This window comes from Ureibacillus thermosphaericus (assembly GCF_002370195.2).
GTDB classification, from domain to species: domain Bacteria; phylum Bacillota; class Bacilli; order Bacillales_A; family Planococcaceae; genus Ureibacillus; species Ureibacillus thermosphaericus.
Genome location: NZ_AP018335.1, coordinates 1,311,425 through 1,330,614 on the forward strand (window position 1 = coordinate 1,311,425; position 19,190 = coordinate 1,330,614).

Annotated in this window: 14 protein-coding genes and 1 pseudogene; 10 read left to right on the forward strand and 5 right to left on the reverse strand. The window is 34.9% G+C overall.

The features are described 5' to 3' along the window. Nucleotides 1–33: 33 nt before the first annotated feature. From UtA1_RS06280 to murJ, 3 genes are read left to right on the forward strand one after another with little or no spacing between them, the layout of a single operon-like run. The gene (locus UtA1_RS06280; protein ID WP_096550407.1) at nucleotides 34–1,179 is read left to right on the forward strand and encodes a polysaccharide pyruvyl transferase family protein; all 1,146 of its coding nucleotides are present in this window, start codon (nucleotides 34–36) and stop codon (nucleotides 1,177–1,179) included. Further along, on the forward strand, nucleotides 1,176–2,276 hold the full coding sequence (locus tag UtA1_RS06285; protein ID WP_096550408.1) for a glycosyltransferase: 1,101 nt from the start codon (nucleotides 1,176–1,178) through the stop codon (nucleotides 2,274–2,276). Before UtA1_RS06280 ends, UtA1_RS06285 begins: the two co-directional genes overlap by 4 nt. Next, complete coding sequence (gene murJ / locus UtA1_RS06290; protein WP_096550409.1) at nucleotides 2,273–3,808, forward strand: murein biosynthesis integral membrane protein MurJ; 1,536 nt, start codon at nucleotides 2,273–2,275, stop codon at nucleotides 3,806–3,808. Before UtA1_RS06285 ends, murJ begins: the two co-directional genes overlap by 4 nt. Before the next feature lies 1 nt (nucleotide 3,809). Here murJ and UtA1_RS06295 read toward each other — a convergent pair whose 3' ends face one another. After that, a complete protein-coding gene (locus UtA1_RS06295; protein ID WP_096549894.1) occupies nucleotides 3,810–5,171 on the reverse strand; it encodes an IS4 family transposase in 1,362 nt (453 codons plus the stop codon). Between the two features lie 249 nt (nucleotides 5,172–5,420). Between UtA1_RS06295 and UtA1_RS06300 the strand changes: the two genes are divergently transcribed. The 5 genes and pseudogenes from UtA1_RS06300 to UtA1_RS06325 form a co-directional block, all read left to right on the forward strand. Then, nucleotides 5,421–5,909 carry a protein rep gene (locus tag UtA1_RS06300; protein WP_232019910.1) on the forward strand — a complete coding sequence of 163 codons (489 nt, stop codon included), beginning with the start codon at nucleotides 5,421–5,423 and terminating at the stop codon, nucleotides 5,907–5,909. Between the two features lie 103 nt (nucleotides 5,910–6,012). Continuing rightward, nucleotides 6,013–6,075 (forward strand): tetracycline resistance efflux system leader peptide, encoded by a 63-nt coding sequence (locus tag UtA1_RS18035; protein WP_012779615.1) that lies wholly within the window; start codon nucleotides 6,013–6,015, stop codon nucleotides 6,073–6,075. A 33-nt stretch (nucleotides 6,076–6,108) separates the two neighbouring features. Beyond that, nucleotides 6,109–7,485, forward strand: coding sequence for a tetracycline efflux MFS transporter Tet(L) (gene tet(L), locus UtA1_RS06310; RefSeq protein ID WP_001574277.1), 1,377 nt, complete (start codon nucleotides 6,109–6,111; stop codon nucleotides 7,483–7,485). A gap of 563 nt (nucleotides 7,486–8,048) precedes the next feature. Then, nucleotides 8,049–9,311 carry a MobV family relaxase gene (mobV, locus tag UtA1_RS06320; protein WP_000119405.1) on the forward strand — a complete coding sequence of 421 codons (1,263 nt, stop codon included), beginning with the start codon at nucleotides 8,049–8,051 and terminating at the stop codon, nucleotides 9,309–9,311. Nucleotides 9,312–9,555: 244 nt separating this feature from the next. Continuing rightward, nucleotides 9,556–10,068 (forward strand): annotated as a pseudogene (locus tag UtA1_RS06325) (protein rep); the annotation flags it as partial. On the opposite strand, the gene UtA1_RS06330 reads toward UtA1_RS06325, so the two are convergent. Next, nucleotides 10,064–11,425, reverse strand: coding sequence for an IS4 family transposase (locus UtA1_RS06330; RefSeq protein ID WP_096549894.1), 1,362 nt, complete (start codon nucleotides 11,423–11,425; stop codon nucleotides 10,064–10,066). The pseudogene UtA1_RS06325 and the gene UtA1_RS06330 sit on opposite strands and share 5 nt — an antisense overlap. An 847-nt stretch (nucleotides 11,426–12,272) precedes the next feature. On the opposite strand from UtA1_RS06330, the gene UtA1_RS06335 reads away from it, so the two are divergent. After that, nucleotides 12,273–12,845: a TetR/AcrR family transcriptional regulator gene (locus UtA1_RS06335; protein ID WP_096550411.1), complete on the forward strand. Its 573-nt coding sequence runs from the start codon at nucleotides 12,273–12,275 to the stop codon at nucleotides 12,843–12,845. Nucleotides 12,846–13,030: 185 nt separating this feature from the next. Here UtA1_RS06335 and UtA1_RS06340 read toward each other — a convergent pair whose 3' ends face one another. The 3 genes from UtA1_RS06340 to brnQ form a co-directional block, all read right to left on the reverse strand. Further along, nucleotides 13,031–14,470, reverse strand: a complete 1,440-nt coding sequence (locus UtA1_RS06340) for a S41 family peptidase (RefSeq protein WP_096550412.1) — start codon at nucleotides 14,468–14,470, stop codon at nucleotides 13,031–13,033. A gap of 385 nt (nucleotides 14,471–14,855) precedes the next feature. Continuing rightward, on the reverse strand, nucleotides 14,856–16,058 hold the full coding sequence (locus UtA1_RS06345) for a transposase (RefSeq protein ID WP_096550413.1): 1,203 nt from the start codon (nucleotides 16,056–16,058) through the stop codon (nucleotides 14,856–14,858). 369 nt (nucleotides 16,059–16,427) lie between these two features. Further along, a complete protein-coding gene (gene brnQ / locus UtA1_RS06350) occupies nucleotides 16,428–17,762 on the reverse strand; it encodes a branched-chain amino acid transport system II carrier protein (RefSeq protein WP_096550414.1) in 1,335 nt (444 codons plus the stop codon). A gap of 230 nt (nucleotides 17,763–17,992) precedes the next feature. Here brnQ and UtA1_RS06355 point away from each other — a divergent pair, with 230 nt between their 5' ends. Next, the gene (locus UtA1_RS06355; RefSeq protein WP_096550415.1) at nucleotides 17,993–18,928 is read left to right on the forward strand and encodes a C40 family peptidase; all 936 of its coding nucleotides are present in this window, start codon (nucleotides 17,993–17,995) and stop codon (nucleotides 18,926–18,928) included. The last annotated feature ends 262 nt before the right edge of the window (nucleotides 18,929–19,190 follow it).

Genomic DNA, 19,190 nt, shown 5'->3' on the forward strand with positions numbered 1-19,190 from the left:
TTGTTCATTATTAAGTATAAAGGATGTAGGTTCATGAAAATCGGAATCGTAGGTAATTACGGTAATGATAACAACGGGGATGAATCGATTTTGCTCAGCATCATTATGCAGCTCGAGCAAGCATTTAACATTTCCCGTGAAGATATCACCGTTTTTAGCAATAACACTCAACAAACGAGTGAACAATATGGAGTTCAAAGCTATCCATTATATTATAAACGCAAAAATTTATATAAAACTTTTTATACTACATATCAATCGAATAAAAAATATGTTTCTCAATTTGATTTACTCATTATTGGCGGCGGCGGGATTTTAATGGATTTTTATCGCCGTGAAGCTCACCTATATAGCACATATGCACTGATGGCAAAGCATGCGAAAGTGCCATATATCGTTTATGGCTGTGGTGCTGGTCCTCTCGACACCATTACCGGGCGCCTAATGATTCGATTAATGTGTAAACATGCCTTCAATATTTCAGTGAGAGATCCGGAATCAAAAGACCTATTAGAAAAAATAGGTGTCAATAAAGAAATTAAAGTGATTGGTGATCCTGCCTTTACTTTATACAGTCCAAAAGATAGCTATTCTAACGAGCCAAAGGAAGTCGCCGTATCTTGTGTTCCAATGTATAACGCGAACTATTGGCCTTTTGGCGACGTCGACAAATATGAAAGTTACATTACTGGAATGGCTAAGAATTTAGATCATTTAATCGAGAAGGAACATGTCAATATTACCTTTTTCGCTACGAAATATCCTCAAGATGTCTATGTGACGAAGGATATTCAAAAGAAAATGAAGCATCAATCGAAGACAAAAATTATTGATGAGAATTTAAAACCGCTGAAATTAATTGACGTGGTGAGTAAATACGATGCAGTCATCGGTACGCGTTTGCACTCTTTAATTATTGCAACTTGTTCCGCAACACCAGTGATTGCGATTTCTTATCATCCAAAAGTAACGAATTTTATGAGATTAACAGGAAACGAAAAAAGATGTCTTACGATTGAAGATATTCAAAAGGATGAAATGATCATATCCCGTTCCTTTAGCGATATTCGAGAAAATTGGAAAGAAGTTGTGAGTGAAACGAAAAAAATTGCTGCAAAGGCATATGAAGAAGCGAGTAAAGGCAAAGAATTGATGATGAAGGCAGTGAAGGACAAATGAAAAAAGTATTTGTAATTAGCAATATGTATCCTTCAAAAGAACATCTCTCGTTTGGTATTTTCGTAAAAAATCAAGTAGAGGCACTGCGAAATTCGAATATTGATGTAATTGTCGCAGCAAATGATAATCCAAAGACAGGTAAGAAAAATACCATATTGAAATATAGTAAGTGGGCAAAAGAGGTTCTTTCGAAAGCTTTAAAATATAAAAAGGAAATTTCCATTACGCATGCTCATTACGTTTTCCCATCCGGTGTTTTTTCATTCATAATGAAGAAAATGTTCAATATTCCGTATGTGGTGACTGCCCATGGCGGCGATATTGAGCGGATGGCGAAGAAAAGTGCGAGCATCCGAAACTGGACGGAGAAAATCTTGCAGGAAAGCAGCTATGTCATTGCCGTTGGTCCAGTGCTTGCCGAGCAAATCGAAAAGGATTATGGCATTCCACGTGAGCGGATTTTGGTTTGCAGTATGGGTGTGAATCGGAAACAATTCAAGCCTGGAAATAAAGAAATGGTAAGAAAAGAATTAAATCTAGAAGATGATGCCTTTATCTATTTATTTGTTGGGAATGTCATTAAGCAAAAAGGTGTAGAAGAGCTGTTAATCGCTTTTCAACAAGTGAAAAAAGAGGCGAATCGAAAAGTAAAGCTTGTGATCATTGGTTCTCAACGAGATAGAAGTTTTGTGAATAGTCTATCGCCATTAATGGATGATGACGTGCTAATGTATGGACCAATGAAACAAAACGAGCTTGTGAAATGGTATCAAGCGAGCGATGTGTTTGTATTACCTTCGCATTTAGAAGGCTTCGGTTTAGTGGCTTTAGAAGCAATAGCTAGCGGAACGCCTGTCATTGCATCGGATGTTGGAGGTTTAACTTATTTATTAAAAGATGGTGCTGGGCATTTAGTAGAGCCAAAAAATCCGAAAGCGCTGGCTGATGAAATGTTCAATGCTCTAACGACACCAAAAGAACAGTATACCAATCAAGAGGCATGTGATGAGATTTTGCATATTCATGATGCTGATGAAATTACGAAACGGGTCATTAGGCTATATGAATCTGCGGTGAACGGAGGTTCTAGCCTATGAATAAATTTTTAAAAATCGTTGGAGCGGTAGCTATCATTAATATAGCAGCCCGCATCTTCGGGTTTTTCCGGGAAATGGCCGTTGGGTACCAGTACGGATTTTCCTATGCAGCGGACAGTATTTTTACCGCTTATATGGTGCCGAACTTTTTATATTTAGTAGTCGGCGGTGCTTTTACGACAGCTGTGATTTCTCTATATAATAGGAAAACGACGAACCAATCGGAATTTGTGAAACAGTCCTTCACGATTGTGTTAACCTCTGGAATCGTCATGACAGCGGTATTACTCCTATTTACCGACCCAATTATTAAAATGTTATTTGAGAATAATGAAGACATTGCACCTGATGCAATTGAATTAACGAAGCATTTATTTTACTGGATGATGCCTTCATCAATTTTCTTAATTCTCGCATCGTATTATAGCGGTTTACTAAATGTTCATAATAAATTTCATTTATCCAGTTTTTCGATTTTAATATATAATGTGGCGTTTTTAGTTATTGCAGTCGCATTATCTTTTGTGATTGGTCCAATCGCTTACGGTATAAGTGCTTTTGCCAGTTCCATCATTATGATTTACTTCTTAATTGTAGGTTATCGCAAGCTGGATTCTTCACATCCAATCGGAATCTCATTTAAACGAGATGCGACGACAAAAGACTTATGGATAATGGTTGTACCCATCATGATTGGTGGTGGAACAATTCAGATTTATGCCATGTTGCAACGTTTCTTTGCTCAGCTTTTAGGGTTTGGAGAAAGTGCGATTTCCGTTGTAAACTATGCTTCCCGTTTAACACAGTTTCCACAAACGATTTTAATTACAGCGGTGACGACGGTAATCTACCCAATATTAAGCCGCAAAGAAGCAGAAGATGATCATGAATCCATTAAAAGTTTATATAGCAGAGGGTTACGTTATTTAGTATTGTTGATGATTCCTGTATCCATATTTGCATATTTCTACGCGGAAAATATTATTCAAGTGATTTTTGAGTACGGAAATTTTACTAAAGAAGGAACTAAATTAACGACACCAGTAATGCAAATTTTCGTGTTATCTATGTTCTTCTTAGCTGCGAATACGTATATTACTCGTTTCTATTATGCAAAAGGAGACTCGATCGCTCCGGTTATTTTCAGCATCGTCAATGTATTCATCGTGAATATTGCGGTGATGTATTTACTTGCTGATTCAACAGGAGTTAATTCTATCGCTTGGGGTACGTTAATCAGTTCAGTTGTCAATACAGTGTTGCTAATTATCTATGCACACTTTAGATATGGATTGAAGATAGGTAATGGAAAACTAAAGGATTCCTTCAAACTATCCATACCGCTTATTTTAATCGGTTGTATCACGTATTTATCGAGCAAATATCTCGTTTTTGATTATAAGTGGGTTACATTTATTACAGGATTGGTTATTTTCAGTGTAAGTACGATTGGTCTATTCATGCTGTTTAGAATAAAAGAAGTTGAGGACTATATTAACGGAATCAAAAAGAAGTATTTTAGCAATAAGTAACTCAACTTTCGCAGACTGAAATTGGCAAATAAGCCTTGATATAGCTAGGAAGGTTGGATATCCACTGTTCTAGTTGACTTTGAATTAATTTTTTGATTTTCTTGTTGGTCTGTTTTATTACATCTTGAAGAAGCTCGATTAACTGCTGCAATGCGACAGCCCAATCAAGTTCATTTACTTCATCACATAGTTCATAAAACAGACCACCAATTGTTCGTTCATCCGTATTACAACGATTCTGCCAAGAGAGTACAATAAAACGTGTAAATACAATCGTTGTATGGGCAATAAGCGCATCATATGAACGACTTTGGAACTCTTTTTCAAGTTTTAAAAGGGATTTGGTTGTCTTAAAGAAAACCTCGATATCCCAGCGCATTCCGTAGATTCGCACAATTTCTTGTTCGGAGAGCGTGCAATCGGTACTAAGGATGGCAAGCCACTCACTTTTCTTATTTCTATTTTGAATGAATACCACTTTAACGGGTGTCCCGTTAGCCATTGTTGTATGAATTGAACGAAGAACTCCTTTCCCGGATGGAACAGGTACAGCTAAGCGATAAAGTTGCTTTAGTGAAACCATTTTATCGTTTACGTTATAGCGTTGTTTTGTTTCTTTAACCATCCCTATGACATCTAATCCTTGATCGACAATCGCTTTAACAAGTGGTGGCAAGGTAAACCAAGAATCCATAAGAACATAGCTGGCTTCGATTCCACTCGTTAATGCACGCTTAATCATATCAGGAATCTGTTCAGGCTCTGTTTGAAGTGCATTTTGTCTACGTTTATAGCCACATGTGCGTTTATCAATGTGATCAGAAATACCATTGATTTGTGACTTTCTCGAACTGACTAAAGAAAAGTCAATTGGCATAAATGTATGGCCATCTGACCAACCCAAAGTAAGCATACGAAAACCTTTATAAAAGCGCATTTTAAGTGAAGCATGATCAAAACAACGAGCGAGCAATTCGACCTTTTTACTGCGATTTCGATCATAGGAAGAATCATCAATAATGAACACTTTTGGTCGTGTTCGATTCGTAAGACTTGCCACTTTTCGAATGGTAAAAGTGCTCAATAGTAATAAAAAGCGGCGCCAGTTGAACGTTGCTTGGTTTAAAAAACGATAAACAGCGTCCTTAGCTGGAAATTGATCTGCTTTCTTTGAATCCAGTAGGGAAAACCAATTTCTATGTTGAAAAATCAAACAAAAAATAAGTTGAAATAAGTAAGAACAGCTAAAGCCAAACGATTTTTTAATTCCTGCTTGGCGTAGATGCTTATTTATTTCAAGCTCAGAAAAAACAGAGTCAAGTTCTTTTGGTAGTTGATTAAATTGGCTATTTTGGTTTATCATATAGGGGACACCTCTTCTGTATGGTAGTGTTTTTCATCAATTACACTATACCAAAGAACGAGGTGTTTTTTCATGATTATTTAAATTTGTCAACGAATATATTTGATAAACTCTGGTTTCAATAAAACCAATGATTAATGCTTATTTTTTAGGTGCGAAAGTTGAGTTTTAAAAAATGTCAAATGATAATTTTGTACTTCCCAAAACCATTTACATCAAGCATTTAAACAAGATTTTGGACTGCGAAAGTTGAGTAATAAAGATAATTCTTATAATCAGCACATGCATGTATTGGTATGTGTGGAACCAACTTATTTTAAGAATACAGAAAACTACGTGAATCAAAAACAATGGATTCAATTTTGGAAAAAGGCAATGAAATTAGACTATGATCCAAATGTAAAAGTTCAAATGATTCGACCGAAAAATAAATATAAATCGGATATACAATCGGCAATTGACGAAACTGCAAAATATCCTGTAAAGGATACGGATTTTATGACCGATGATGAAGAAAAGAATTTGAAACGTTTGTCTGATTTGGAGGAAGGTTTACACCGTAAAAGGTTAATCTCCTATGGTGGTTTGTTAAAAGAAATACATAAAAAATTAAACCTTGATGACACAGAAGAAGGCGATTTGATTCATACAGATGATGACGAAAAAGCCGATGAAGATGGATTTTCTATTATTGCAATGTGGAATTGGGAACGGAAAAATTATTTTATTAAAGAGTAGTTCAACAAACGGGCCATATTGTTGTATAAGTGATGAAATACTGAATTTAAAACTTAGTTTATATGTGGTAAAATGTTTTAATCAAGTTTAGGAGGAATTAATTATGAAGTGTAATGAATGTAACAGGGTTCAATTAAAAGAGGGAAGCGTATCATTAACCCTATAAACTACGTCTGCCCTCATTATTGGAGGGTGAAATGTGAATACATCCTATTCACAATCGAATTTACGACACAACCAAATTTTAATTTGGCTTTGCATTTTATCTTTTTTTAGCGTATTAAATGAAATGGTTTTGAACGTCTCATTACCTGATATTGCAAATGATTTTAATAAACCACCTGCGAGTACAAACTGGGTGAACACAGCCTTTATGTTAACCTTTTCCATTGGAACAGCTGTATATGGAAAGCTATCTGATCAATTAGGCATCAAAAGGTTACTCCTATTTGGAATTATAATAAATTGTTTCGGGTCGGTAATTGGGTTTGTTGGCCATTCTTTCTTTTCCTTACTTATTATGGCTCGTTTTATTCAAGGGGCTGGTGCAGCTGCATTTCCAGCACTCGTAATGGTTGTAGTTGCGCGCTATATTCCAAAGGAAAATAGGGGTAAAGCATTTGGTCTTATTGGATCGATAGTAGCCATGGGAGAAGGAGTCGGTCCAGCGATTGGTGGAATGATAGCCCATTATATTCATTGGTCCTATCTTCTACTCATTCCTATGATAACAATTATCACTGTTCCGTTTCTTATGAAATTATTAAAGAAAGAAGTAAGGATAAAAGGTCATTTTGATATCAAAGGAATTATACTAATGTCTGTAGGCATTGTATTTTTTATGTTGTTTACAACATCATATAGCATTTCTTTTCTTATCGTTAGCGTGCTGTCATTCCTGATATTTGTAAAACATATCAGGAAAGTAACAGATCCTTTTGTTGATCCCGGATTAGGGAAAAATATACCTTTTATGATTGGAGTTCTTTGTGGGGGAATTATATTTGGAACAGTAGCAGGGTTTGTCTCTATGGTTCCTTATATGATGAAAGATGTTCACCAGCTAAGTACTGCCGAAATCGGAAGTGTAATTATTTTCCCTGGAACAATGAGTGTCATTATTTTCGGCTACATTGGTGGGATACTTGTTGATAGAAGAGGTCCTTTATACGTGTTAAACATCGGAGTTACATTTCTTTCTGTTAGCTTTTTAACTGCTTCCTTTCTTTTAGAAACAACATCATGGTTCATGACAATTATAATCGTATTTGTTTTAGGTGGGCTTTCGTTCACCAAAACAGTTATATCAACAATTGTTTCAAGTAGCTTGAAACAGCAGGAAGCTGGTGCTGGAATGAGTTTGCTTAACTTTACCAGCTTTTTATCAGAGGGAACAGGTATTGCAATTGTAGGTGGTTTATTATCCATACCCTTACTTGATCAAAGGTTGTTACCTATGGAAGTTGATCAGTCAACTTATCTGTATAGTAATTTGTTATTACTTTTTTCAGGAATCATTGTCATTAGTTGGCTGGTTACCTTGAATGTATATAAACATTCTCAAAGGGATTTCTAAATCGTTAAGGGATCAACTTTGGGAGAGAGTTCAAAATTGATCCTTTTTTTATAACAGGAATTCAAATCTTTTTGTTCCATTAAAGGGCGCGATTGCTGAATAAAAGATACGAGAGACCTCTCTTGTATCTTTTTTATTTTGAGTGGTTTTGTCCGTTACACTAGAAAACCGAAAGACAATAAAAATTTTATTCTTGCTGAGTCTGGCTTTCGGTAAGCTAGACAAAACGGACAAAATAAAAATTGGCAAGGGTTTAAAGGTGGAGATTTTTTGAGTGATCTTCTCAAAAAATACTACCTGTCCCTTGCTGATTTTTAAACGAGCACGAGAGCAAAACCCCCCTTTGCTGAGGTGGCAGAGGGCAGGTTTTTTTGTTTCTTTTTTCTCGTAAAAAAAAGAAAGGTCTTAAAGGTTTTATGGTTTTGGTCGGCACTGCCGACAGCCTCGCAGAGCACACACTTTATGAATATAAAGTATAGTGTGTTATACTTTACTTGGAAGTGGTTGCCGGAAAGAGCGAAAATGCCTCACATTTGTGCCACCTAAAAAGGAGCGATTTACATATGAGTTATGCAGTTTGTAGAATGCAAAAAGTGAAATCAGCTGGACTAAAAGGCATGCAATTTCATAATCAAAGAGAGCGAAAAAGTAGAACGAATGATGATATTGACCATGAGCGAACACGTGAAAATTATGATTTGAAAAATGATAAAAATATTGATTACAACGAACGTGTCAAAGAAATTATTGAATCACAAAAAACAGGTACAAGAAAAACGAGGAAAGATGCTGTTCTTGTAAATGAGTTGCTAGTAACATCTGACCGAGATTTTTTTGAGCAACTGGATCCAGGAGAACAAAAACGATTTTTTGAGGAAAGTTATAAATTATTTTCCGAACGATATGGCAAGCAAAATATTGCTTATGCAACAGTTCATAATGATGAGCAAACCCCTCACATGCATTTAGGTGTTGTGCCTATGCGTGATGGAAAACTGCAAGGAAAAAATGTGTTTAATCGTCAAGAACTGTTATGGCTACAAGATAAATTCCCCGAGCATATGAAAAAACAGGGTTTTGAGTTGAAGCGTGGTGAACGTGGCTCTGACCGTAAACATATTGAGACAGCTAAATTTAAAAAACAAACTTTGGAAAAAGAGATTGATTTTCTAGAAAAAAATTTAGCAGTTAAAAAAGATGAATGGACTGCTTATAGCGATAAAGTTAAATCAGATTTAGAAGTACCAGCGAAACGACACATGAAAAGTGTTGAAGTGCCAACGGGTGAAAAGTCCATGTTTGGTTTGGGAAAAGAAATAATGAAAACAGAAAAGAAACCAACCAAAAATGTTGTTATATCGGAGCGTGATTATAAAAACTTAGTGACTGCTGCGAGAGATAACGATAGGTTAAAACAGCATGTTAGAAATCTCATGAGTACTGATATGGCGAGAGAATATAAAAAATTAAGTAAAGAACATGGGCAAGTTAAAGAAAAATATAGTGGTCTTGTAGAGCGATTTAATGAAAATGTAAATGATTATAATGAGTTGCTTGAAGAAAACAAGTCTTTAAAGTCTAAAATAAGCGATTTAAAGCGTGATGTGAGTTTAATCTATGAAAGCACTAAGGAATTCCTTAAGGAACGTACAGACGGCTTAAAAGCCTTTAAAAACGTTTTTAAGGGGTTTGTAGACAAGGTAAAGGATAAAACAGCACAATTCCAAGAAAAACACGATTTAGAACCTAAAAAGAACGAATTTGAACTAACTCATAACCGAGAGGTAAAAAAAGAACGAAGTCGAGATCAGGGAATGAGTTTATAAAATAAAAAAAGCACCTGAAAAGGTGTCTTTTTTTGATGGTTTTGAACTTGTTCTTTCTTATCTTGATACATATAGAAATAACGTCATTTTTATTTTAGTTGCTGAAAGGTGCGTTGAAGTGTTGGTATGTATGTGTTTTAAAGTATTGAAAACCCTTAAAATTGGTTGCACAGAAAAACCCCATCTGTTAAAGTTATAAGTGACCAAACAAATAACTAAATAGATGGGGGTTTCTTTTAATATTATGTGTCCTAATAGTAGCATTTATTCAGATGAAAAATCAAGGGTTTTAGTGGACAAGACAAAAAGTGGAAAAGTGAGACCATGGAGAGAAAAGAAAATCGCTAATGTTGATTACTTTGAACTTCTGCATATTCTTGAATTTAAAAAGGCTGAAAGAGTAAAAGATTGTGCTGAAATATTAGAGTATAAACAAAATCGTGAAACAGGCGAAAGAAAGTTGTATCGAGTGTGGTTTTGTAAATCCAGGCTTTGTCCAATGTGCAACTGGAGGAGAGCAATGAAACATGGCATTCAGTCACAAAAGGTTGTTGCTGAAGTTATTAAACAAAAGCCAACAGTTCGTTGGTTGTTTCTCACATTAACAGTTAAAAATGTTTATGATGGCGAAGAATTAAATAAGAGTTTGTCAGATATGGCTCAAGGATTTCGCCGAATGATGCAATATAAAAAAATTAATAAAAATCTTGTTGGTTTTATGCGTGCAACGGAAGTGACAATAAATAATAAACTCAACTTTCGCAGACTGAAATTGGCAAATAAGCCTTGATATAGCTAGGAAGGTTGGATATCCACTGTTCTAGTTGACTTTGAATTAATTTTTTGATTTTCTTGTTGGTCTGTTTTATTACATCTTGAAGAAGCTCGATTAACTGCTGCAATGCGACAGCCCAATCAAGTTCATTTACTTCATCACATAGTTCATAAAACAGACCACCAATTGTTCGTTCATCCGTATTACAACGATTCTGCCAAGAGAGTACAATAAAACGTGTAAATACAATCGTTGTATGGGCAATAAGCGCATCATATGAACGACTTTGGAACTCTTTTTCAAGTTTTAAAAGGGATTTGGTTGTCTTAAAGAAAACCTCGATATCCCAGCGCATTCCGTAGATTCGCACAATTTCTTGTTCGGAGAGCGTGCAATCGGTACTAAGGATGGCAAGCCACTCACTTTTCTTATTTCTATTTTGAATGAATACCACTTTAACGGGTGTCCCGTTAGCCATTGTTGTATGAATTGAACGAAGAACTCCTTTCCCGGATGGAACAGGTACAGCTAAGCGATAAAGTTGCTTTAGTGAAACCATTTTATCGTTTACGTTATAGCGTTGTTTTGTTTCTTTAACCATCCCTATGACATCTAATCCTTGATCGACAATCGCTTTAACAAGTGGTGGCAAGGTAAACCAAGAATCCATAAGAACATAGCTGGCTTCGATTCCACTCGTTAATGCACGCTTAATCATATCAGGAATCTGTTCAGGCTCTGTTTGAAGTGCATTTTGTCTACGTTTATAGCCACATGTGCGTTTATCAATGTGATCAGAAATACCATTGATTTGTGACTTTCTCGAACTGACTAAAGAAAAGTCAATTGGCATAAATGTATGGCCATCTGACCAACCCAAAGTAAGCATACGAAAACCTTTATAAAAGCGCATTTTAAGTGAAGCATGATCAAAACAACGAGCGAGCAATTCGACCTTTTTACTGCGATTTCGATCATAGGAAGAATCATCAATAATGAACACTTTTGGTCGTGTTCGATTCGTAAGACTTGCCACTTTTCGAATGGTAAAAGTGCTCAATAGTAATAAAAAGCGGCGCCAGTTGAACGTTGCTTGGTTTAAAAAACGATAAACAGCGTCCTTAGCTGGAAATTGATCTGCTTTCTTTGAATCCAGTAGGGAAAACCAATTTCTATGTTGAAAAATCAAACAAAAAATAAGTTGAAATAAGTAAGAACAGCTAAAGCCAAACGATTTTTTAATTCCTGCTTGGCGTAGATGCTTATTTATTTCAAGCTCAGAAAAAACAGAGTCAAGTTCTTTTGGTAGTTGATTAAATTGGCTATTTTGGTTTATCATATAGGGGACACCTCTTCTGTATGGTAGTGTTTTTCATCAATTACACTATACCAAAGAACGAGGTGTTTTTTCATGATTATTTAAATTTGTCAACGAATATATTTGATAAACTCTGGTTTCAATAAAACCAATGATTAATGCTTATTTTTTAGGTGCGAAAGTTGAGTAAGTAATTAAATTAATTAGATTCAATCTTAAAGTTAAATCACAGGTTATAATGCTCAGTGAATTAATTGGATAATGAATAAGAAGTGGAATTTACTAGCTTTATCGGGATTGTTTAAGATTCAACAATTCCCGAGGGGTTATAGTAAATTCCACTTTTTTATTAATGGTGACATATTAATACGGTAGCCTACTATTTGCTATTGTAGGATAAATGAAATTTGCTAACATTAATTGTCGAAATTTAAGTTATATTAAGATATTATTAGTAAGTAATTAAATGGAAGAATAAGAAATTTAATGTTTTATTATTAATATAGGTATAAAAGATTAAAATACATTTAATACATAATACCTAATGTATTGTGATAATAATACTAGATTATTTTTGCATTATTTTTTAAACATAGTTTGATTTTATCTACTTTTATGATTGAAAATTGTATTATTATGATAAATATCTTCAATTTAAAGTATTTCCATTTTATAATGAACTTGATTTAATAATAAAATGAAATGCCTCTTACGAAAAGTTCGAAACGTTATATTACTAAAACACTTTTTACGTAGTGGAAATATTGTCAACAAACGACTTTTTTCTTAAAAGAATATAATTCCGTAAGAGCCGATTTCATTCTTACACAACACTCAACACACCGTTTTTGGAATGGGGGTAGTCCAGTTGCCGAGGGGTCGAAAAGTCAACTCTAGTGGAGAAAAAAGTAAAAAATTACTTCAAGAAAAGGCGATAGAATTATTTTCACAATTTGGGTATCATGAAACTAAAATTAGCGATATCGTAAAGGCTGCTAATTTAACACAACCTACATTCTATCTTTATTTTGAAAATAAAGAATCACTATATAATGATTTGATATTACAATTTAGAAATGAATTTTTAGAAAATGTAAATCGTATCAATGTGGGGAATGAAGATAATTTCATCGAAAAATTACAAACAAACTTTACAGCTCTTTTTAAATTCTTCGCCAGTAATCCACACCTGACAAAAATCGGTTTCTACCAAACAGAAGAGTCGGAGGAATTAAAAAACATCTTTTCACAAATTCTTGAGGAAAAATTAAAAGAACGAGTAGAATTTTCGGATCATGATATTCGTATTTTTATAAACAGTATTGTTGGTGCTATTGAGCGGCTTACACGAACGATGTTGTTTACAAAAGAAAAAGAGCCGGAGCAATTAGCTTCCGAACTCATTAATATTTATTTTGCTAAAGAATTAATATGTAGATAAAGATAAATTACATGATGGACCTTAATAGAAAAGTTCTGCCAATACTAGATTGCTTCATCAATTGGAATCCTTAAAAAAGTTTAACTTTTTAAGGATTATTTTTTTTGGTTCCTTAAATAAACATAAAAAATGAGCCATTATTTATTTTCCGCTCCAATAAATATGACTCATTTTAGATGTTCCTTTTAAAATTCTTTTTTTACTGTTATGTGCAAGTAAGCACCTTTTTTCAGTTGATGATTTTGATTGTCTTTTAATGTTGGATGAATGAGAAGCATATATTCTCCACCTTCATTCAACGGTTTTTTCGGTGTCACAATTAATTGATTCCCATCCGTTAATATATTAACATCTACTTTATTCCCACCTAATTCAACTAATTCAACATCCTTTTCATTAATAGCACCTAATGGACGATTTAACGTGATATTAAATGTTTTCGTCGTCGGAACATCTAATAATGCTTTCAACTCTTTATAGTTTACTAGATTTTCTGCAATTGCATCGAAGTGTGCTTGATAAATAGGATTTGAATTTGTTTTAATATGTGGCATTATTCCCTGATCGCGAATGACTGTTCCTTTTGGGCCGAAAAATTCGCCTATTGTTAATTTTAAATAACTGCCATCTGATAATTGATAAAACCCTTGCATCGTGCCTTTTCCATAAGTTTTTTCACCATAAACAACAGCAGCGTCATAATCCGATAAAGCAGCGACTGTCATTTCAGAAGCGCTTGCACTAAAACGATTGACAAGCACTTTCGTATTATTATCAAAAATTGGTTGTACAAAATAAGGTAAGTTTACCAGCAGAGTACCGTCTGGCTCTAATAGATATTTATAATGATCTCGATCGTAATATAAATAATATTGTGTATTGCCTTCCTGATATTTGACTTTGTATGCAAACATTGCGTTTTTAAATAAAGCGATTAATTCTTCGGCAGATTCTACATAACCGCCGCCATTATTTTGCAAATCGAGAATAAAGGAAGTCGCACCTTTATGGGTTAATTTTTCATATTCTTTTTTGACAAGGTCAGCAGCATCTTCAGAAAATGATTGAAGCCGTATGTAGCCAATATTTCCGTATAGAATTTGACTCGTGGTATTTGGTATTGAGAAAGCTTTACGTGTCAATTGCTTTACAACGGTTGTACCATTTTCTTTTAAAATTTCAAGCTTTACCGTTGTATTTTCTTTTCCTAAAAGTAATGACTGGCCTTCCTCAACTGATTTTCCTTTAAGGGATATTGAATTGACTTTTGTAATGATGTCTCCAACTACTAACCCTTGTTCGTAAGCACTTCCATTTTCTAATACGTCCGTAATTAACAATCCGTTTTCATGTTTTTGAATCACAACCCCAATGCCGATTTGCTTCATATCAACGCTTTTGATAAAGCTTTCATATTGTTCAGGGGTATAATAGTTGGAGTATGGATCAAGCATTTCCATTATTTCATTGATGGTATTCGCTTGATCGATATTTCCATTTATTTCGCCCACATATTCACTTTTGACAATCTCTTTTATTTCTTGCAATGTTGTTGCAGCTTGTACATTGAATGGCATTGCAAGAAATAGAAAAATCATAGAGATTATTGGAAACCATTTTTTCATATAGCACACCCCTTCTTTCTAGATATATCCATTATAGCAATTGACTTTTCGTAATAGAATTGAATTTTAATACGTTTGTAAAATTTTGATAGAGTCTGGTTGTTTCTTGGTGAGTGAGAAGGATAATGAGGAAATAGATTGAGATGCCCTTCCCAAGAGAAACGAAATATAAATAATTTAACATCGTAGATTATGTAAATCTTTAGTGGAGAAAAGACAGAAATTGAGGATTTTATATGTATGAGCATTTTGCAAAATTAGATTTTTTGGATAAAAGTATAAAAAATAAAGCACTCGACAAATAGCTACCAGCATGTTATTTTACAAAATATTACAATAATCCTGTTTTTGGGCATACCTGCAGAATTTTTCACATTGAATTTTTTTAAGCGGCTTTCTTCCCTTTATTTTCCTTTGCCATCGCTAGCGCTGAAACAAGTAATACAATAGCGTTCAGGTAAATATGGCTCTTTACTTTCTCAATTCCCCATACATGTAGGGAGTTCGCCGTAAGGTAGCTTTTCATTCTTGAATTACAGCGTTCTACACTTGTCCTCTCGTTGTAAAGCTCTTTCCAACGTTTTGTATCACGGTGCGGATTGGAATATCGGCGCACATCCTTTTTGATGTCGACTTTTACCACCATTCCATAGTTGGAAGATGAACAGGCTGCCATTCCTAATGGGCAATCCACTTTGCCGGTTGCGTGAGGACATCTGAACTTGAGCTGGTCCTTATCAGCTCCCCAATAAGTCATTTCATAACCCATGGAACAACGCGGAGTTCCATTGGAAGAAATCCCTTCAGGAGGCTCTTTTTCGTTGCGCAAATTGAGCGGGATAATGGCTTGCGCTCCAATGTTTTTGGCTGATTCATAGTTTTTTAGTTGGTCATATCCGCCATCCATGATCAGAAATTCAATTTTGGATTTGGTACGCTCTGCCACTTGCTCGATTAATTCTGGTGCGACTTCTCCATCGTTCACATGGGCAGGGGTTACTTTTATGGCCATTGGCAGTTCGCTTGCGGTATCGACTGAAAGATGCATCTTATAGCCAAACCAGGTAATTTTATTGCCGAAGGAATCATATTTTGCGCCCCAATTGGCATTACCCGTTTGTTCACTACGCTTTTTGGGCTGTTTCTTTTCATAGGCATCAATGGCGGCACTGTCGATGGCCTGGTGGCTGCCGTCAATTATTCCTTCCTCCTGAGCTAACTGTACCAAGTCAAGGAAGATCTTTTCAGCCAGCTTTTTTTTGGTAAGTGCTGCAAAAACCCGGCTGAGAGTGGAGATAGACGGTGCGGGGCGATCAATCGATAAACCGCATTGATAACGGAAACGAAGGTCTTTATCCAATCGATGATGAAGGGCGGTAAAGGTGTCGATGCCTTCGAGTGGGGCAGCGATGAGAGCCCTTAGAATCCCTTCTCTGGAATGACCGTCAGCCCCTCGGGGTGAAGAACTTCTCAACTGTTTAGCATAAGGGCGTAAATCAAGCGAGCTAAAAAAGATAGGTAATTTCTCTTTTGACTCTAATTTTTGCAGTTCTTCAAAGGAAAATAGGCTTTCTTGTAGAATATACAAAGTGACTTCCTCCTTTTGAATTTTTTGTTGTTTCGTCACTTCAAAAATTCTACATTTTAGGGGTGAAGTCCTTTTTTATGTCTTTGAAATCCTTATGGCTCTTGGGTCAAAAAATATGCAAAATGCTCGTATATGAAAGAATAGAATAGTTTGTCTTCTTTAATACACCATATGTACATTGAAGTGTAATTAAAACGAAAAGTTCGTTGTTTTTGAAATATTTTTGTAACAATAAATTGGATGTCTAGAAAGCCAAAACCTTTCTAAACACCCTTATTTTTTCATTATCTTGATTTTTACTAAATTTTTGCTTCTGCGGTAGTTTCATCGCAAAGGATTTGTCTAAATATGAATTTTCAGACAGTTTAATTATTTAGCATGTTTTGCGGATTTAGTAATTAAATGAATCCCCCAACCAATCACTAATCCAACTATTGCAGGAAGTAACCATCCAAGACTTTGACTGTGTAATGGTAATGAACTTACAATATTTGCATACCACTTAATTTCAAATCCTGCCCCTTGAATTCCATCGTATAAGCTTACAAAAGCAGTGGCAATTAGAGCAAGACTGTAAACGATTGGTGCTCGGTTCCATGCTTTATCGAACATCACCATAAACATGAGTACGATTGCAATAGGGTAAATAAATAATAAAACTGGTAAAGTAATCGCGATTAATTTCGCTAATCCAAAGTTGGAAATGAAGAATGAAAATACTGTAAAGATTACAACTAATAATTTATAAGATGCTTTTGGGAAGATTTTAGCGAAATATGTGGCATTCGCTGTAATTAATCCCACAGAAGTAGTGATACAAGCAAGAATGATGACTAATGATAAAATGATGCTTCCTCCACTACCATACAATGCTTTGGATGCAGCTGAGATAACGCTACCACCTTCATTAAAATAGCCTATAGCTGATGGACTTGATGCTCCAATCCATGATAAAGAAATGTATACAAACGCTAATCCAATGGCTGCTATAATTCCTGCAAAAATTGTAATGGTTACTTGTTTGGCACGAACTATGATGCCTTTTGCTTGAATGGATTGCACCACAACGATTCCGAATACAAGGGAAGCGAGCACGTCCATTGTTAAGTAACCTTCAACAAACCCTTTTGAAAAGGCTTTTGTCATATAATCTCCATGTGCTTCTTGAAGAGGACCCAATGGAGTAATCACACTTTTTAGTGCAAGCAACAGGATGACAATCAATAATGCTGGAGTTAATATTTTTCCAATACGGTCAACTAATTTTGTTGGGTTTAATGCTAAATATAAACTAATAGCAAAATAAATAAATGAACTTATAAATAATGGTACCCAGCTATCAGCTTGTGCATCAGATAAGTAAGGAGCAATACCGATTTCATATGTAACTGCGCCTGTACGAGGAATCGCAAAAAGCGGTCCAATTGATAAATAAACGACTGATGTAAAAATAACACCAAACCAAGGGTGAATGCGACTAGCTACTTCTTGCAAATCCCCGCCATTCTTTGCAACAGCTACGATACCTAGAAGCGGTAACCCCACTCCGGTAATAAGGAAACCGATCATTGCAGGTACGATGTTTTCTCCTGCCAGTTGCCCTAATAGCGGTGGAAAGATAATATTACCAGCTCCTAAAAATAGAGCGAATAACATAAATCCTACAGCTAAATGGTTTTTTACAAGATCTCCTAAGTTTTTCATAGTTGCATTTTCTCCTTTATTTTCGAATAGCGGAAAATTTCTAAAAATAATAAATAATTAGAACGGTAACAATGTCGAATTATATCATCTATCGTCGAAAAAGACAAATAATATTTTTGGATATTTTAAGAATTCCTTACTTAATGTTTAATTATTTCTAAAAAATTATTAGTTTTTAGCCGAAATATTAAGTATGATATAGTTAATCTTTTTATAAGGAGGGAGATAGAGTGTACCGGCGAAAAAAGTCGATTGTATTAATAAGTGCGGGTTTGTTGGCAAGTTGTATTTTCGCCCAAAGTGTTTATGCATCCACGGAAAGTGATAAAAGCAGCGGCAAAAAAACACTTGAACATTTTAACATAAAAAGTAACGTTTTACCTAATAATTTTTCGAATATCGACCGTTCTAAAACGAGAAAAGAAACTTTATCTAAAGCTAGAATGACAAAATTAAATATTCCAGATAGACAACTTGCTTCTCAAATTACATATAAAGTGGTTAAAGGGGATACTTTAACAAAAATTTCCAAAAAATTCAATGTGACTGTTGAAGACATGATGAATTGGAATCAGTTAAGTTCTGCTGATGTGATATATGCTGGTCAAATATTGACAATTTATTCATCCTCTCAATCTCTAAATCATGAGGAGCAGGGAGACTTACCTAACCAACATATCGAGAATGAAGTGAAGAATCCCCCGCATGATGAATTGTTAGTTGATGAAGTAATTAAAAAACAGTTAGAAAAAGAACAGATGATTGATAAGGATCCTTCAGAAAAAGGACAAGCTATATATAACAAAGTGTTGGAAATTGCTAATGCTCAACTAGGTGTACCTTATCTATTTGGGGGAAATACACCAGAAGGATTTGATTGTTCTGGATTTGTACGGTACGTTTTTGCTAATGCGGGATTGGATATTCAGCGAAAAAGCAGTGAAGACTATTTTAACCAAGATACCACTGTAGTAAAAAACCCAGTTCCTGGCGACGTGATTTTCTTTAAAAATACGTACAAAACAGGCATATCTCATATGGGAATATATTTAGGGGACGGAAAATTCATCCATGCAGGAGACAATGGAGTAGAAGTATCGAACGTTAATTATGACTATTGGAATAAACATTTCGTGACATATAAACGGTTTAAAGGAATTAATTGACAATTTTATCGTGTTTTTATAAAGGGTATTTCTTCTATCAAAGTAGAAAAATACCCTTTTAATGTTATAGAAAAATACAAGTTACAAATATTACGCAATAATAGAGGATTTCTTAGATTCTCTTTCGATATATTCGTAAAATAGATTTACAAATTCATTACAGTAAGAAGCTTTGTGGCCCCGGTTAACAAGTTTTATTCAGCCGATATCGTGAATGTTTGGTGTCATGTGAATGTAAATGAACTGTAATGTTACGACAGAC

Bases quoted from the DNA above. Each gene is read 5' to 3' on its own strand.
- UtA1_RS06280 (WP_096550407.1), top strand. From the start codon at position 34: ATGAAAATCGGAATCGTAGGTAATTACGGTAATGATAACAACGGGGAT.
- UtA1_RS06285 (WP_096550408.1), top strand. From the start codon at position 1,176: ATGAAAAAAGTATTTGTAATTAGCAATATGTATCCTTCAAAAGAACAT.
- murJ (WP_096550409.1), top strand. From the start codon at position 2,273: ATGAATAAATTTTTAAAAATCGTTGGAGCGGTAGCTATCATTAATATA.
- UtA1_RS06295 (WP_096549894.1), bottom strand. From the start codon at position 5,171: ATGATAAACCAAAATAGCCAATTTAATCAACTACCAAAAGAACTTGAC.
- mobV (WP_000119405.1), top strand. From the start codon at position 8,049: ATGAGTTATGCAGTTTGTAGAATGCAAAAAGTGAAATCAGCTGGACTA.
- UtA1_RS06330 (WP_096549894.1), bottom strand. From the start codon at position 11,425: ATGATAAACCAAAATAGCCAATTTAATCAACTACCAAAAGAACTTGAC.
- UtA1_RS06340 (WP_096550412.1), bottom strand. From the start codon at position 14,470: ATGAAAAAATGGTTTCCAATAATCTCTATGATTTTTCTATTTCTTGCA.
- brnQ (WP_096550414.1), bottom strand. From the start codon at position 17,762: ATGAAAAACTTAGGAGATCTTGTAAAAAACCATTTAGCTGTAGGATTT.